This is a genomic window from Pelomonas parva (assembly GCF_043555835.1).
GTDB lineage: Bacteria > Pseudomonadota > Gammaproteobacteria > Burkholderiales > Burkholderiaceae_C > Pelomonas > Pelomonas parva.
Map to the genome: position 1 here is coordinate 809,528 of NZ_JBIGHV010000002.1, position 16,497 is coordinate 826,024.

Consider the following 16,497-nt stretch of genomic DNA (forward strand, 5'->3'; position numbering starts at 1 on the left):
GCCGGCAGTCACCACAGGAAGCCCCGCAAAGGCCGAATGTTTCCCACCAAAGAGGAGCAAACGAGGATGAGACATTTCAAGCAAACCACGCTGTCGCTAGCAGCGGCCCAGGCCTTGATGGTTCTGGCCCTGCCGGCGATGGCACAGCAGGCGCCCGCTGCGGCGGCGTCCGCACCGGGCAAGGCACAGACGCTGGAGACGGTGATCGTCTCGGGCCAGCGCGCAGCGCTGCAGTCGGCGCAGAAGCTCAAGCAGGACTCCGACGAGATCGTCGACTCCATCGTTGCGGACGACATCGGCAAGCTGCCGGACCGTTCCGTCAGCGAGGTGCTGCAGCGCATCGTCGGCGTGTCCATGGACCGCGTGATGGCGCGCGGCGACCCGATGCGCTTCTCCGTCGAAGGCTCGGGCGTCATCATCCGTGGCCTGACCTATGTGTCGTCGCAGCTCAATGGCCGTGAGAGCTTCTCCGCCAATGGTGGTCGGGGCCTGAGCTTCGAAGACGTGCCGCCCGAGCTGATGGCCGGCGTGGACGTCTACAAGAACCCGTCCGCAGAGCAGATCGAAGGCGCCATCGGCGGCCTGGTCAATCTGCGCACCGCGCTGCCCTTCGACTACAACGGCTTCAAGGCGGGCCTGGGTGTGTCGCTCACGAAGAACGTGCTGCGTGACAACCAGAAGCCGACCGTTTCCGGCCTGCTGTCCAACACCTGGAACACCGACATCGGCAAGATCGGTCTGCTGATCCACGCGGCCGACTCCAAGAGCTCGACTCGCACCGATGGCATGGCCGTCGACCCCTACTTCCGTAGAGTGGATCGCTGGACCAACCCGGCCGACTCGAACAACGCCTACTACCGGCCGACGACAGAGAACCAATGGTTCCCCAAGGCGATGGGCTGGCAGACGCTGGCCTACGACCGCGCCCGCCGGGGCACGTATGTCGCCGGCCAGTGGAAGAAGGACACGCTGCAGGCTGCGATGACCTACTTCCGTTCCAAGTACGACTTCTATTGGGATGAAAGCTCCATCGCCAGCCAGGCGGACCCGTACTCGTCGGTCGTATCGGATGCGACGTGGGGCAGCAACGGCGCGCTGCTGAAAGGCACCCTCACCGATCCCCCGAAGGGCGGCATTCCCTTCAATGCCAATACGCGCTTTTCCAGGAGTGCTTCGGACACGAAGGAGACGACCTTCAATCTGGTGTGGACGCCCACTACCCAGTGGCGGATTGCCAACGACTTCCAGTTCATCGAGTCAGAGACAAACACCATCGACTCGACCGTGGCGACCGGTATCAACATGCCCAAGCAAACCTTGGACATGACCGGCGACCTGCCGCGCCTGGTGCTGGATGCGGCGGACCAGGCTTACCTGGCCGACCCCTCCAAGTACTACTGGGGCTTCACCATGGAGAGGCTGTCGGAGAGCAAGGCCAAGCAAAAGGCGTGGAAGGGCGACGTCAAGTACGCCTTCGACCACCCGGTGCTGCATGACGTGCGCTTCGGCCTGCGCTTCACCGACCGTGACGTGGTCAACAAGGTGCCCCGTTGGTACAACTGGCAGGCGGTGTCGCAGACTTGGCAATCCGCCGAGTTCGACCAGGGGGCCGTTGGCCAGAGCTGGGACTGGCACCCGATCAAGAGCCTGGCCTACCTCAATCGCTTCGGCGGTCAAACGCAGGTCAAGCCGTTCAACAACTTCATGAACGGCAAGAACAACGTCGCATCGCTGGTGCTGCCGACGATGGCGGTGGCCGCGAACTACCCCAGCTCCTACTCGGAACTGCACAGCTACTACACCACGCTGTGCGAGGAGTACAAGGCCGAGAAGATCTCGAAGGGCGGCAATCCCAGCAACAGCTGCAACCCGGCGTTCACCCCGCCCGTGCCCGGTGCGGTCTCGGCGCGCGACAACACGCAGCACGAAACCACCAAGACGGCCTATGCGCAGCTGCGTTTCGGGTTCGATGAGTGGAACGTGCCTGTCGACGGCAATGTGGGTCTTCGTGTCGTCAACACCAAGTACGACGCGGCGGGCTACCAGTCGCTGAACTATCAAGCGACCGATGCCGTGACCGGCCCGTTGACCGGCGGCCCCATTCCCGTGTTCACCGGCTACCGGCAGCCGCTCGAGACAAGCAACAGCTACACGGACGTTCTGCCCAGCCTGAATCTGCGTTGGAAGTTCAACGACAAGATGCAGCTGCGGTTTGCGTACGCGAAGGCGGTCGCACGCCCTGACATCAGTGCGCTGCAGCCGAACCTGATCCTCGACGCCGGCAGCGCCACTGTCCGGACCATCGTGGATCAGGCGGGGGATCGCCAAAACTATGTGGACGATCTCCGCAACCGCGGCCAGGCCTTGGGCAACCCGATGTTGAAGCCGGTCAAGTCCGACCAGTTCGACGTGTCTGCCGAGTGGTACATCGACAAGGCCAGCTCGGTGACGATGGCTGCCTTCAACAAGCGGCTCAAGGACGTGATCGTCAACCAGGTCGGCATCCTGACGGCGCCGGACAACACCGGCAAGGTGTACGAGTTCGCCTACTCGACGCAGGTGAACGGTGCCAAGGGTTGGGCGCGCGGCGTGGAGTTTGCCGTGCAGCACTTCTTCACCGGGCTGCCGGGCTTGCTCCAAGGCCTGGGTGTGCAGGCCAACATGACCTACGTGGACAGCAAGCAGAAGCGCTACAACGCCGTCGGTGGCAACGAGTGGTGCAGCAGCGCCGCTGACGGCCGCAACCTGAGCCTGTTCGTCAACGGTTGCGACACCAACGGTCAGGCCTACGGCGACCACCCGCTGCCCAACCTGTCGCGCAAGGCGTTCAACCTGGCTGTTTTGTATGACCACGGCCCGATCTCGGCGCGCGTGGCCTACTCATGGCGCGGCAAGTTCCACAACGGCGTGGCCTTCCCGGACAACACCGGCCCCAACCAGACCAACGGCCTGAATGCCAATCCGCAGAGCCCGCAGTACGGACGCAACAACATGCCGCTGGGCCTGCCGATCTGGACGGCTGACTTTGGCCAGCTGGATGCCGGCGTGCAGTACAAGTTCAACGACAAGCTGACGTTCTCGCTCGAAGGTCAGAACCTGACCGACGCGGTCTACAAGCAGTTGATGCAGCAGCACATCGGCTTCACGGGCCGGACCTGGTTTGTTTCGGGTCCGCGCTACACGGTGTCGGCACGGTTGAACTACTGAACGAAGCCGGGTTTTTCCCGGTTCCACACAGGCCTGGCGCTGCGGCGCCGGGCCTTTTTTTTGGGTTAGTGTCGTACCGACAACGAGAGGGCTCCCATGGAGAAACAACGCATGCCTGACGGCGGACCGCTGCGCCGTATCGTCATCGTCGGTGGCGGCACCGCGGGCTGGATGGCGGCAGCGCCGCTGGGCCAGTTGCTGGGCGGCGGCGACCACGCCGCGAGCTGCGAAATCGTGTTGGTCGAGTCGCCCGAGATCGGCACCGTCGGCGTCGGCGAGGCCACGCTGCCCACGATCCGCTACTACAACAATTCGCTCAAGCTGGACAACGCGGAGTTCATCCGCAAGACGCAGGCGAGCTTCAAGCTGGGCATCGAGTTCAAGGACTGGGGCCACCTCGGCAACCGCTTCTTCCACGGCTTCGGCGAGTTCGGCCCGTCCATCCTGAACCGCTCCTCCGTTTCCCACTGGCTGCGCGTGCATGGCCAGGCTGGCGGGATGGGCTACGAAGACCTGTCCACCGCCACCGTGATGGCGCTGCGCAACCGTTTTGTGCCGCCGGACGGCGACGTGGCGTCCGCTGCCAACGCCTACTCCTTCGCCTTCCACTTCGACGCCGGCCTGTACGCCGCCTTCCTGCGCGACTACGCGATGGCACGCGGCGTCAAGCGCGAGGAGGGCACCATCGTCGACGTGTCGCTGCGCCCCGGCGACGGCTTCGTCACCGCCGTGACGCTGGCCGACGGCCGGCGCATCGAGGGCGACCTGTTCATCGACTGCTCGGGCTTTCGCGCGCTGTTGATCGAAGGCGTGTGCAAGGCCGGCTATCACGACTGGAGCCACTGGCTGCCCTGCGACAGCGCCCAGGCCGTGCCCTGCGCGCGCGTGGAGCCGCTGACGCCCTACACCACGTCCACGGCCCGCAGCGCCGGCTGGCAGTGGCGCATCCCGCTGCAGCACCGCACCGGCAACGGCCACGTCTACTGCAGCGGCTACACCAGCGATGAGGAAGCTGGCCAGGTGCTGATGCGCAACCTCGACGGCGCGGCGCAGGCTGACCCGCGCCAGTTGCGCTTCAAGACCGGCATGCGCAGGAAGGCCTGGGACAGGAACGTCGTCGCCATCGGCCTGTCGTCGGGCTTCCTGGAGCCGCTGGAGTCCACCAGCATCCAGCTCATCATGGACGGCATCGGTCGGCTCATCGAGTTGTTGCCAGACCGCCGCTGCGACGCCCAACTCGCGGCCGAATACAACCGCCGCATGACCCGGCAGTACGAGTCCATCCGCGACTTCATCGTGCTGCACTACAAGCTGACCACACGCGACGACAGCGAGTTCTGGCGCTACTGCGCGGCCATGCCCATCCCCGACGATCTGACGCACCAGATCGAGATCTTCCGCCGCAGCGGCCGCGTCGCCATCCTGGACCCGGACAGCTTTGCCGAGCCCTCCTGGGTGTCGCTGTTCCTGGGCCTGGGGCTGTGGCCGGAGCGCCATGACCCGCTGCTAGCGCAGATCGACGAGCAGGTGCTGCGAGGGCACTTTGCCCAGCTGCGCACGGCCATCGCCAAGACCGTGGACGCCATGCCCGACCACGGCGCGTTCATCAACAGGCATGCCAAGGCACCCGCGATGGAGATGCGCGCATGAACGACCAAACCATTCGCCGCATCGTCATCGTCGGCGGCGGCAGCGCCGGCTGGATGGCCGCCGCACCGCTCAGCCAGATGTTCGGCACGCAGCCCGGCGGCCCCGCCAACCCCGTGGGCTGCGAGATCGTGCTGGTCGAGTCGGCCGACATCGGCACCGTCGGTGTCGGCGAGGCCACGCTGCCCAGCATCCGCTACTACAACGATGCGCTGGAACTCGATAACGCCGAGTTCATGCGCAAGACCCAGGCGAGCTTCAAGCTCGGCATCGAGTTCAAGGACTGGGGCCACCTCGGTAGCCGCTTCTTCCATGGCTTCGGCGGCTTCGGGCCGCCCATCGTCAACCGCTCGTCGGTGGCGCACTGGATGCGGTTGAACCGCGCGGGCGGCATGCCCAGCTACGAGGAATGGTCCACCGCCAGCGTGATGGCGCAGCGCAACCGTTTCGTGCCGCCCGTGGACGGGCCGCCGTCGGCCGCCAATTCGTATTCCTACGCCTTCCACTTCGACGCCGGCCTGTACGCGAACTTCCTGCGCGACTACGCGATCGCGCGCGGCGTCAAGCGCGAGGAGGGCACCATCGTCGACGTGTCGCTGCGCCCCGGCGACGGCTTCGTCACCGCCGTGACGCTGGCCGACGGCCGGCGCATCGAGGGCGACCTCTTCATTGACTGCTCGGGCTTCCGCGCGCTGCTGATCGAGGGCGTGTGCAAGGTCGGCTACGAAGACTGGACCCACTGGCTGCCCTGCGACAGCGCCCAGGCCGTGCCCTGCGACAAGGTGCTGCCGCTGACGCCGTACACGACGTCAACGGCACGCAGCGCGGGCTGGCAGTGGCGCATCCCGCTGCAGCACCGCACCGGCAATGGCCATGTCTATTGCAGCGGTTACACCAGCGACGAGGATGCCGGCCGCGTGCTGATGAGCAACCTCGACGGCGCCCCGCAAGGCGAGCCGCGCCAGCTGCGCTTCAAGACCGGCATGCGCAAGCGCATCTGGGAGAAGAACGTCGTGTCCGTCGGCCTGTCCTCAGGCTTCCTGGAGCCGCTGGAATCGACCAGTCTGTCGCTGGTCATCCATGGCGTCAGTGCGCTGGTGGAGCTGTTCCCGGACCGCAAGTGCGAGCCGCATCTGGTGGACGAATACAACCGCCGCATGTCGCGCCAGTACGAGTCCATCCGCGACTTCATCATCCTGCACTACAAGGAGACCCACCGCGACGACAGCGAGTTCTGGCGCTACTGCGCGGCCATGCCCATCCCGGACACGCTGGCCCACCAGATGGACAACTTCCGCCGCAACGGCCGCGTCGTCATCCTGGATCGTGACAGCTTCGGCGAGGACTCGTGGTACTCGCTCTACCTGGGCTTGGGCATGAAGCCGGAGGCGCTGGACCCGCTGCTGGCGCAGGTGGACGAGGCCACGCTGCGGGAGCACTTCAAGCGGCTGCACATGGCCATCTCGAAGACGGTGGACGGCATGCCGGACCACGCGGCCTACTTGCGCCACCTGGTCGGCACGCGCTGAGGTTCAGCGGCCTGCGCGTTCTTTCAAGAAGTCCGCGTAGGCCAGCGCACTCCGCTTGAGCGTGCGCTTCTGCGTCTCGAAGTCCACGTGCACGAGGCCGAAGCGGCGCTCGTAGCCGAAGGCCCATTCGAAGTTGTCCATCAGCGACCAGACGAAATAGCCGCGCACGTCCACGCCGTTGTCCATCGCCCGCGAGCAGGCGGCGAAGTGGCTCTTCAGATAGGCCTGGCGCTGCAGGTCGTTGACCTCGCCGCCTTCGACCTTGTCGTGGCTCGACATGCCGTTCTCGGTGATGTAGAGCGGCGGCAGGTTCGCGTAGTCGCGCTTGAAGGCCTCGAACAAGTCCTGCAGGCCTTGCGGGTAGACCTCCCAGTCCATCGTCGTGCGCTCCACCTCGGGGTGGCGCACCCAGTCGATGGTGTCCGGGCCCTTGGAGGCGAGCACGGCGCGGCTGTAGTAGTTGATGCCGAGGTAGTCGATGGGGCGCTTGATGATGTCCATGTCGCCGTCCAGCACCAGCGGCTCACAGCCCTTCCACAGGCGCCACAGGTCCTTGGGGTACTCGCCCTTGAGCAGCGGGTCCAGCACCCAGCGGTTCTGGTAGGTTTCGAACAGCAAGGCGGCGTCGCGGTCCTCGGCCGTGTCCTTGTCGGCATAGCCCGGCGCGCAGTTGATGACGATGCCGTGCAGCGCCTGCGGCGCGTTGGCGCGCAGGATGGGCAGCGCCAGTCCGTGGCCCAGCAGCAGGTGGTGCATGGCCTGGGCGGCCCAGCGGTTGGATTTGAGGCCGGGCGCGTGGTGGCCGTCGCCGTAGCCCAGGTAGGCCGAGCACCACGGCTCGTTGTGCGTCGTCCAGGCGGCCACGTCGCCGCGCCCGGCCAGTTCGCGGCTCATCAGGTCCGCGTACTCGGCGAAGCGATAGGCGGTGTCGCGGTTCAGCCAGCCGCCGCGGTCTTCCAGGTACTGGGGCAGGTCCCAGTGATAGAGGGTGACGAAGGCCTTGATGCCGCGCGCGCCCAGGCCGTCCAGCAGGCGCTTGTAGAAATCAATGCCCTTGGCGTTGGGCTTGCCGGCCTCGTCCATGACGCGCGGCCAGGCGATGGAGAAACGGTAGGCGTCCACGCCCAGGCGCTTCAGGATGTCGAGGTCTTCGTCGAGGCGGTTGTAGTGGTCGCAGGCCACGTCGCCGTTCTCGCCGCGCAGCACCTTGCCGGGCGTGGCGCAGAAGCGGTCCCAGATGGATTCGAGCCGGCCGTCCGCGTGGGCCGCGCCTTCGATCTGGTAGGACGAGGTGCCGGCGCCGAAGATGAAGCCGGGGCGGCGCATGGCCGAGCCGGCCGGCGGAGAAACGAGGTCGGCGAAGGAGGCGACAGGCGAGGTAGTCAGGGCCATGGATTGAGCGTCGAAGGTCAGGAAGACGGCGGCAGCGCCTGCAGGGCGTCGCGCCACGGGGTCAGGGCTTGCGGGTGGGCCGGCAGAGGCCCTCGCACGCCGCAGATGAAGGAGGCGTAGCGGTTGGCCAGCACCAGCGTGGCCGGCAGGTCACGATCAAGAGCAAGGCCGGCCAGCAGCAGCGCGGTGAAGGAGTCGCCCGCGCCAACGGTGTCGACGACGTGGGGCTGCGGCTCGCCCGGCCCTTGTGCCAGCAGCACACCGCCTGGGCCGTAGAAGCGCCAGCCGTCGGCACCGCAGGTCAGCACCACGCGTTGCAGCGCAAAGCGATCCATCAGCGATGCCACCTGCGCAGGCTCAACGCCGGCAGCGCCAAACCAGTGGGCCAGCCGCGCCAGTTCCTCGTCGTTGACCTTGACCCAGTCGGCCAGCATCAGCGACTCGGCGGCGAACTGCGGGTTGTCGGTGCCCGGGCGCAGGTTCAGGTCCAGGAAGCGCAGGCCGGTGAAGGACTTGGCCAGCGCGCGGATGGCGGCGCGCGACACGGGGTGGCGCTGGACCAGGCTGCCGAAGTAGAGGATCTCGGCCTGAGCGCCGGCCAGCGCCGCCCGGGCGGGTTCCAGGTCCAGGTGATCCCAGGCCGCGTCGGCATGGATCTCGAAGCTGTGGCCGCCGCCCGGGCGCTCGTGCACGCTGACGCGGCCGGTCGCGCGTGTCTCGTCACGCTGCAGGCCTTGGTCGGCGAGTTCATAGCGCCGCGCGCTGTCCAGCACCAGACGACCGTTGTCGTCGTCAGCGGCTATGCGGCTGATGAAAACGGCCGGCACGCCCAGCGTGGCCAGCGACCGCGCGACGTTGAACGGCGCGCCGCCGGCCACGGGGCCGTCATGGAATTCGTCCACCAGGGCTTCGCCCAGGACGGCAATGGAGCAGGGAGGCATCGGCAGCGGGAAAGGGAGAGAATTATTCTAGGCAACAATAATTGTTTAGTGAACAATCGGCAACGAGGACGATCCCGCATCACCCCGCCCAACCCGGTGGGTGGCCGGTGAAACGGGCGCTGAGGGGCGTCACCTCGGCGGCAGTGCCACAATCGCGGCGCTTTTCGAAGCACTAAACAACAGCGGAGTTCGCGGCATGGCCGACAAGCGGGGGGTGACGATTCGGGAATTGGCCCAGGCGGCGGGGGTGTCCATCGGCACCGTCTCGCGCGCACTCAAGGGCCAGCCGGGATTGTCCGAGCAGACGCGCAGCCAGGTGCTCGAAGTGGCGCAGCAACTGGGCTACGACACGGCCAAGCTGCGCACCGGCAAGCCGCGCCGCATGCTGTTCATCTACAGCCGCCACCTCGGTTCGCTGGCCAACAACCCGTTCTATTCCTATGTGCTGCACGGCGCCGAGACGGCCTGCCGCGAGGCCGGCGTGCCGCTGAGCATCATGTCGGTGGTGGCGGGCGACGACATCGCCGGCCAGGTGCGCCGCCATGAGGTCGATGCGCTGCTGGGCGCTGGCTATTTCGACCCCGAGACCATGGAGGCCGTGCGCCGCTGCGAGCTGCCGCTGGTGCTCGTTGACCACTTCTACCCCGGCGTGCGCTGCATCAACGACGACAACCAGCTGGGCGCCTGGCTGGCCACGCGCCACCTGCTGGAGGGCGGCTCGCAGCGCGTGGCGGCCATCTTCGGGCCGCCGACTCACTACTCGGTGTCGCTGCGCGCCAAGGGCTTCCGCCGCGCGCTGTTCGAGGCCGGGCGGCTGTTCGACCCCGACTACGAGGTCACGCTCGACCCGGTGATGGACTACCGCGAATCCGGCCGCGATGCGATGAGCCGGCTGCTGGCGCTGCCCGAGCCGCCCGACGCCGTCTTTGCCTACAACGACTCGACGGCCATGTACGCCATCGAGCTGTGCCGGGAGCGCGGCCTGCGCGTGCCGGAGGACATCCGCTTCGTCGGCTACGACGACATCGAGGAAGCCGCCCACTGCAAGCCGCCGCTGTCCACCGTCAAGATGGACAAGGAAGCGCTGGGCCACATGGCGGCCCGGGCGCTTGTCGAGGGCGACGTGGAGCCCAGCGAGGCCTCGCTGCCGGTGGAGCTGGTGGTGCGCGAAAGCTCGCGCATCGCCGCGCCCGTGGCCGCTGCGGCGCCAGCGCGCAAGGCCAAACGCCAGCCGGCCACCGCCGAGCCGCGCTGATCTCTCTCAGGTCTTACCCGCTTTCCATTAGTCCAGCAGTCGCACGAAAATATCTCTGTTTACTAAAACGCGTCGCAGCAAGCGGCCGAGGAGACAGAGAACGTGATTGCCGACAGTGACGGGGCCACCTTGCCCCTGACGCAGCGCCCGGGCGCGCCCGCAGCCTCCAGCACGACGACGTCGGACGCCGACCGCGTGCCGACGTCGCAGAAGGTCGGTTTCGGCCTCGGCTCCTTCCACGACATGTGGGGTCACTGGCTCTACCAGTCCCTGGTCTTCCACGTCTTCAACATCGGCCTGGGTGTGGCGCCGCAGCTGATCTCGATGGCCATGGGCATCAAGATCTTTGCGGATGCGGTGTCCGACGCGATGTTCGGCTGGATCTCCGACAACACCCGCAGCCGCTGGGGCCGGCGGCGCCCCTTCATCCTCGTCGGCGGCATCCTGACGGGCATCGGCCTGCCGCTGCTGTTCGCCGTCGGTCGGGGCTGGAGCGATACCGAATACTTCATCTTCCTCCTCGTCTCGACCTGCCTGTACGCGCCGGTCATGAGCTGCTTCGCGATGCCCTGGAACAGCCTGGGCGCCGAACTCACGCCGGGTTACCACGAGCGCACGCGCGTGATGTCCATCAAGAACGCGATCCAGAAGATTCCGGAGCTGGGCATGTTCGTCGCCGCGCAGTTCACGACGCTCTACTTCTTCCACGACGCCAGCGGTAAGCCCGACATCCTGCTGGGTGCCCAGGTCTACACCGCCATCCTGGGCGGCATCCTGGTGGTGCTGGCCATCGTCATCTTCTCGCTGACGCGCGAGCGCTATTACGAGAGCTTTGTCGCCAAGAGCCGGCAGCGCGTCCCCTTCAAGGACACCCTCTACCGCACGCTGAAGAACAAGCCCTTCCGCCTGATGCTGGGCACTATGCTGACCTACAACATGGCCACGGCGATGGTGGGCCTGCTGGGCTATTACGCGACCGTCTACTACGTCTGCGGCGGCGACGTCGTGGAGGCCACCAAGTGGAACTCGCTGATGGGCGTGGCCGGCCTGGTCAGCGGCCTCGTCGGCATCGCCTTCGCGGGCTGGGTGGCCAAGCGCTGGGGCAAGCGCAATGCGCTGATGACCGTGCTGTGGCTGGGCATCGCCGCCTTCATCGGCGACTGGTTCTTCTACAACCCGCAGCTGCCCTGGCTGCAGCTGTTCGCCAGCGGCGGCGTGGCCTTCATCGGCGCGGGCTTCTGGACGATCTACGGCTCGGCCATGGCCGACGTCATCGACCACGATGAACTCTCCAGTGGCCAGCGCCGCGAGGGCTCGTTCGCGGCCTGCGGCTCGTGGATCAGCAAGGTCGGCCTGGCCCTGGGCAACAGCGCCTCGGGCTGGGTGCTGGCCTTCACGGGCTTCAACGCCAAGCTGCCCGTGCAGGGCGAGGAGGCCATCTTCCTGATTCGTGTCTGCCTGTCCGGCATCCCCATCGTCGGCCTGCTGATCGCGCTGGTCGTCGTGTCGCGCTACTTCCTGACGGAGCAGCGCATGCACGAGATCCGCGCCGAACTCGAAGCCCGCCGCGGCACCGTTTAGTCCCCCCCCCCCCAACGGAGTTCTCCATGACATCAACCTGGCTGCGCCATGCGCTGCTGGCCGTGTTGACCTGCGCCGCCGCTTCAGCCGCGCAGGCGCAGATCGGCCACGAAACCCTCAAGCTCGACGCCCCCAAGCCCAACCTCGCGCCGACGCCGCCGATGGGCTGGAACTCGTGGAACAAGTTCAAGTGCGATGTCAGCGAGAAGCTGATCCGCGAACAGGCCGATGCGATGGTCGCCTCCGGCATGAAGGCCGCCGGCTACCAGTACATCGTCATCGACGATTGCTGGCAGAAGAGCCGCGACAAGGATGGCAACATCCAGGCCGACCCCGAGCGCTTCCCCAGCGGCATCAAGGCGCTGGCCGACTACGTGCACAGCAAGGGCCTGAAGTTCGGCCTCTACTCCGACGCCGGCGCGCTGACCTGCGGCGGCCGCCCGGGCAGCGCCGGCCATGAGTTCCAGGACGCGCGCCAGTACGCCAAATGGGGCGTGGACTACCTGAAGTACGACTGGTGCTACACCGGCCCGCGCAACCCCGAGGCGGCCTACACCATCATGGCCAAGGCACTGCGCGAATCGGGCCGTGACATCGTCTTCTCCATCTGCGAATGGGGCAACAGCCGCCCTGGCCGCTGGGCCGCCCCGGTCGGCCACCTGTGGCGCACCACGGGCGACATCTGGGATGCCTGGAAGGGCAAGAAGGAGTGGTCGCACGGCATGCTCGACATCCTCGACATGAATGCCGACCTGTGGAGCGAGGCCGCGCCGAATGGCTGGAACGACCCCGACATGCTGGAGGTCGGCAACGGCGGCATGACGCACACGGAGTACGTCAGCCACTTCTCGCTGTGGGCCATGCTGGCCGCGCCGCTGATCGCCGGCAACGACTTGTCCAAGATGGACGAGGCCACCAAGCGCATCCTGACCAACGCCGAAGTCATCAAGGTCGACCAGGACCCGCTCGGCCGTCAGGGTCGCCGCATCTGGCGCCAGGGCGACCTGGAGATCTGGGTGCGTCAGCTGGCCGGCGGCGACCGCGCCGTCGTGCTGTTCAACCGCGGCGACAAGCCGGCCGACATGGCCGTGACCTGGGACCAGATCGACCTGCCGGCCAAGCTGAAGGCCGACGTGCATGACCTATGGTCGGGCGCGAAGACCAAGAACGTCGCCGGCCGCCATGGCGGCACGGTGGCCAGCCATGGCGTGCTGATGTTCCGCATCTCTCCGGTTACGCCGTAGCGGCGGCGGCGCCGGGCCGGCGCGGGCCTCTGGCACAGTCCGGTCCCAACATGAGATCAGCATCAGCCCGGGCCAGTGGCCGCCTCAGCCAGTGGGACGACGCCAAGGGCTATGGCTTCATCACGCCCGAGGGCGGCGGCGCCAAGCTCTTCGTCCACATCAAGGCCTTCGGCCTGCGGCCGCAGCGGCCCTTCATCGGCGAACGCCTGAGCTACCGCGAAGGGCAGGACGCGCAGGGCAAGAAGCGCGCCGTCGACGTGCAAAGCCTGGAGCCGCGCGCCGCGCCGCCATCGCCCGCGCCGCGTGACGACGGCCGCGCGCTGCTGCTGATCCCGGCCTTTGCCTGCTTCGTGCTGGTCTGCCACCTGCTGTGGGGTGTTCCCAACTGGTTCTGGGGCGCCTACTCGGCCATGAGCACGGCGACCTTCATCGTCTACTGGATGGACAAGCGTGCCGCCACCCGCGGCGACTGGCGCGTGGCCGAGGGCTCGCTGCATGCGCTGTCCCTGGCCTGCGGCTGGCCCGGTGCGCTGCTGGCCCAGCATCTGCTGCGCCACAAGAGCGTCAAGCGCGAGTTCCGGCGGCTTTACTGGCTGACGGTGGTCGTCAACATCGCGGCCTTTGTCGCGGTCTTCACGCCGCTGCTGCGCTGACCCCATGAAACTGCTCGCATCGCTGCTCGCCTTGACCCTGCCGTTCACGGCCCTGGCCGAAGAGCCCGTCGTGCGGCTGGAAATCCGCACGATGCACCTGCGCAACGCCAGCGACATCGCGATGACCTACAACGTCATCTGCGACCAGCGCGGCTACACGCTGTTGGCCAGCATGTCGCCCAAGCACCGGCGCGCCACCGCCATCGCCTTGTTGATCGGTGAGGGGGCTGGCCTGCGCAAGGTCGACCTAACGCCCACCGAATTGGGGCAGCTGATGACGGACCGCACGGGCTTTGGCGAGCTGGGCTTCGGCTGCGGTGGCGACGGCCTGTACATGCGTTACCTGGGTGCAACGCTGGCCGACGACAAGGCGCCCGCCGTCGTCCAGGACGCGCTGTTCCGCGTCTCGGCAGATGGCGTCGTGTCGCGGGTGCCGCCGCCGGGCGTGACCGTCACGCCGCTGCGCTGAAGGCGAACTCGCCCAGTCCCTCGAAGGCCAGCGTGCCGCGCACCGGGCCGGTCCATGCGTGCAGCCCGCCCCAGGCGCCCGTCGTCACGACGGTGCCGGGCTTGATGGTGCCGCCGTTCCGCGTGGCGTGCTTCAACCAGGCGGGCAGCACGCCGGCCGGGTCGGCCAGCGAATGCCCGCCCGTGCGGACGATTTCCGGCTGGCCGGGCATGGCCAGGCGCCACGCCACATTCGCCCAGTCCAGCGCGCGCCACGGCTGCCACGGGCCCAGCAGCAGGCCGGCATTGCTCTGGAAGTCCGCCATGCGCAGCAGCGCCGGCGCATCAAGGCCCTCGGCCCAGCGCGAGGCCACCAGTTCGACGGCGATGCACATGGCCTCGGGCGAGCCATCCGCGCCGACGCGCAGCGCCACCTCGGCCTCCACGCCCAGCAGTGCCGTGCCGGCCACCGGGTTCACCGGCGAATGGCTGAACGGCCCCTGCGCGCTGGCGCCGCCGGACTTCCAGCGGTCGAGCGGCCAGCCCAAAGCGCGGGCGACGCCGTCCTGCACCGCATAGGCATCGGCCTCGTCGCGCACGGCGCCAGCCCAGTCGGCGGCGCGCAGTCGGGTGCCGTCCCGGTGGCAGGTGGCAAGGGCTTGGATCAGGGCTTCGGTCATGAGTGTGAGTGGGTGGCCGGATGACCGGACCGTAAGATGAAACTACGTGGGCGATGGGCCCGCGTGCAATGTCAACACTGCGGCGCAGCGCGCGACGCGACAGCATTTTCTGGGAACAGCATGGCACTGAAGTTGGGCTTGGTAGGCATCGGCAAGATCGCCCGCGATCAACACATTCCGGCGCTCGCCGCCGACCCGCGCTTCGAGCTGGTGGCCACGGCCAGCCGCAACGCCAGCGTGGACGGCGTGGCCAGCTTCACCAGCGTCGAGGCCATGCTGGCCGCAGTGCCCGAGCTGGACGCCATCTCCATCTGCACGCCGCCCCAGGCGCACTTCCAGGCGGCGCTGGCCGCGCTGCGCGCCGGCAAGCATGTGATGCTGGAAAAGCCGCCCGCGGCCACGACGCGCGAGATCACGCTGCTGCAGGCCGAGGCGGCCCGCCATGGCCGCACGCTGTTCCAGACCTGGCACTCGCGCTTCGCCGCTGGCGTGGACGCGGCGCGTGACTGGGTCAAGTGCCGCACGCTGACTGGCGGCACCATCGCCTGGAAGGAAGACGTGCACCACTGGCACCCGGGCCAGCAATGGATCTTCGACGCGGGCGGCCTGGGCGTGTTCGACCCCGGCATCAACGCGCTGTCGGTGCTGACCGAGGTGCTGGCCGAGGAAGTGGTCGTCAGCAAGGCCCTGCTGGAGTTTCCCGAGAACCAGCAGGCGCCCATCGCCGCGCGACTGGACCTGCGCACCGAGAGCGGTGTCGCGGTGGACACGGTGTTCGACTTCCGCCAGAAGGGCGAGCAGACCTGGGACATCGAGCTGGTGGCCACGACCGGCCGGCTGCGGCTGTCGCATGGCGGCGGCATGCTGGAGATCGACGGCCAGCCGGTGGCTGCCGACGACGCACTGGCGGGCGAGTACCCGCGCCTTTACGCACGCTTTGCCGAACTGTGCGCGGCGGGTCAGTCGGACGTCGACTGGCGGCCGTTCCAACTGGTGGCCGACGCCTTCCTAATCGGCGAGCGCCGCACGGTGGCGGCGCATCACGTCTAGCCGAACCTGAAGCTCGACGCGGTCACCCCGCCCATGAAGCCGGTCTCGTGATAGTTGCTGCTGGCCGTGTCGCCCTCGGCCGCGCCGGCGGCCACCATCAGCGGCAGCAGGTGCTCCTCGCGCGGATGGGCGATGCGCGCGGCCGGCGCCTGGGCCCAGGCCTGCAGGCGTGCGTCGCGATCCTTTGGCGAGGGCAGGGCGGATTGAAGCCAGTCGTCGAATGCGGCTGACGGCTCCCGGCCCTGCGCACCGTACAGCCGCAGGTTGTGAAAGCTGAAGCCGCTGCCGAGGATGAGCACGCCCTCGTCGCGCAGCGGTGCCAGGGCGCGGCCCAGCGCCAAGTGATCGGCCGGGTTCAGGCCGCGTTTCAGCGACAGCTGCACCACCGGCACGTCGGCGTCCGGGTACATCGGCACCAACGTGCAGAACGCGCCGTGGTCGAAGCCACGCTGGGCGTCGCGCGCGGCGGGCAGGCCGGCGGCCTCGATCAGCGCGACCACGCGCTCGGCCAGCACCGGGTCGCCCGGCGCCGGGTAGACCACCTCGTAGGTGTGCGCCGGAAAGCCGCCGTAGTCGTAGAGCATGCCGGGCGCGGCCGAGGTCATCACCGTGAAGGCGTCCTCCTCCCAGTGCGCCGAGATCATCAGGATGGCTTTCGGCTTCTCGGGCAGCGTGGCGGGCAGCGCCTGCAGGGAGGCCTCCAGCCGGGCATGCGCCCGCCGGTAGTCGCCGTCCATGAACGGCCAGGGGCCGCCGCCGTGGGAGAGGAAGAAGGTGGGTTGCTTCATGATGCGTCCAGCTTAGGCCGGCGCCGCCGCACCGAGGTTCAAGCGAGCTGCCGGCAGCGCTCAAACCGGCTGAACTGATAATC

Annotated in this window: 13 protein-coding genes; 9 read left to right on the plus strand and 4 right to left on the minus strand. The window is 67.6% G+C overall.

Annotated elements, in window-relative coordinates; translation table 11 throughout:
* Positions 1-66: 66 nt before the first annotated feature.
* The 3 genes from ACG00Y_RS07235 (at position 67) to ACG00Y_RS07245 (ending at position 6,383) form a co-directional block, all read left to right on the plus strand.
* Positions 67-3,207, plus strand: a complete 3,141-nt coding sequence (locus tag ACG00Y_RS07235; RefSeq protein WP_394477345.1) for a TonB-dependent receptor — start codon at positions 67-69, stop codon at positions 3,205-3,207.
* Between the two features lie 96 nt (positions 3,208-3,303).
* Entirely contained in the window at positions 3,304-4,857 is a 1,554-nt protein-coding gene (locus tag ACG00Y_RS07240) for a tryptophan halogenase family protein (RefSeq protein WP_394477347.1), read from the plus strand.
* A complete protein-coding gene (locus ACG00Y_RS07245) occupies positions 4,854-6,383 on the plus strand; it encodes a tryptophan halogenase family protein (RefSeq protein ID WP_394477349.1) in 1,530 nt (509 codons plus the stop codon). The genes ACG00Y_RS07240 and ACG00Y_RS07245 overlap by 4 nt, the downstream gene beginning before the upstream one ends.
* A gap of 3 nt (positions 6,384-6,386) precedes the next feature.
* Here ACG00Y_RS07245 and ACG00Y_RS07250 read toward each other — a convergent pair whose 3' ends face one another.
* Positions 6,387-7,775 carry a GH1 family beta-glucosidase gene (locus tag ACG00Y_RS07250; protein WP_394477351.1) on the minus strand — a complete coding sequence of 463 codons (1,389 nt, stop codon included), beginning with the start codon at positions 7,773-7,775 and terminating at the stop codon, positions 6,387-6,389.
* A 17-nt stretch (positions 7,776-7,792) separates the two neighbouring features.
* Positions 7,793-8,716: a PfkB family carbohydrate kinase gene (locus ACG00Y_RS07255; RefSeq protein ID WP_394477353.1), complete on the minus strand. Its 924-nt coding sequence runs from the start codon at positions 8,714-8,716 to the stop codon at positions 7,793-7,795.
* 196 nt (positions 8,717-8,912) lie between these two features.
* On the opposite strand from ACG00Y_RS07255, the gene ACG00Y_RS07260 reads away from it, so the two are divergent.
* The 5 genes from ACG00Y_RS07260 (at position 8,913) to ACG00Y_RS07280 (ending at position 13,918) form a co-directional block, all read left to right on the plus strand.
* The gene (locus ACG00Y_RS07260) at positions 8,913-9,971 is read left to right on the plus strand and encodes a LacI family DNA-binding transcriptional regulator (protein ID WP_394477355.1); all 1,059 of its coding nucleotides are present in this window, start codon (positions 8,913-8,915) and stop codon (positions 9,969-9,971) included.
* Positions 9,972-10,073: 102 nt separating this feature from the next.
* Positions 10,074-11,552, plus strand: coding sequence for an MFS transporter (locus tag ACG00Y_RS07265; protein ID WP_394477357.1), 1,479 nt, complete (start codon positions 10,074-10,076; stop codon positions 11,550-11,552).
* Positions 11,553-11,578: 26 nt separating this feature from the next.
* Positions 11,579-12,796, plus strand: a complete 1,218-nt coding sequence (locus tag ACG00Y_RS07270) for a glycoside hydrolase family 27 protein (RefSeq protein ID WP_394477359.1) — start codon at positions 11,579-11,581, stop codon at positions 12,794-12,796.
* Between the two features lie 50 nt (positions 12,797-12,846).
* Positions 12,847-13,449 carry a DUF1294 domain-containing protein gene (locus ACG00Y_RS07275; protein ID WP_394477361.1) on the plus strand — a complete coding sequence of 201 codons (603 nt, stop codon included), beginning with the start codon at positions 12,847-12,849 and terminating at the stop codon, positions 13,447-13,449.
* A 4-nt stretch (positions 13,450-13,453) separates the two neighbouring features.
* Entirely contained in the window at positions 13,454-13,918 is a 465-nt protein-coding gene (locus tag ACG00Y_RS07280; protein ID WP_394477363.1) for a hypothetical protein, read from the plus strand.
* Here the strand turns inward: ACG00Y_RS07280 and ACG00Y_RS07285 are convergent.
* Positions 13,902-14,576: a 2-keto-4-pentenoate hydratase gene (locus ACG00Y_RS07285; RefSeq protein WP_394477365.1), complete on the minus strand. Its 675-nt coding sequence runs from the start codon at positions 14,574-14,576 to the stop codon at positions 13,902-13,904. The two genes, ACG00Y_RS07280 and ACG00Y_RS07285, sit on opposite strands and share 17 nt — an antisense overlap.
* Before the next feature lie 120 nt (positions 14,577-14,696).
* On the opposite strand from ACG00Y_RS07285, the gene ACG00Y_RS07290 reads away from it, so the two are divergent.
* Positions 14,697-15,626 carry a Gfo/Idh/MocA family protein gene (locus tag ACG00Y_RS07290; RefSeq protein ID WP_394477366.1) on the plus strand — a complete coding sequence of 310 codons (930 nt, stop codon included), beginning with the start codon at positions 14,697-14,699 and terminating at the stop codon, positions 15,624-15,626.
* Here the strand turns inward: ACG00Y_RS07290 and ACG00Y_RS07295 are convergent.
* A complete protein-coding gene (locus ACG00Y_RS07295; protein ID WP_394477368.1) occupies positions 15,623-16,414 on the minus strand; it encodes a DODA-type extradiol aromatic ring-opening family dioxygenase in 792 nt (263 codons plus the stop codon). The genes ACG00Y_RS07290 and ACG00Y_RS07295 overlap by 4 nt on opposite strands.
* Between the last annotated feature and the right edge of the window lie 83 nt (positions 16,415-16,497).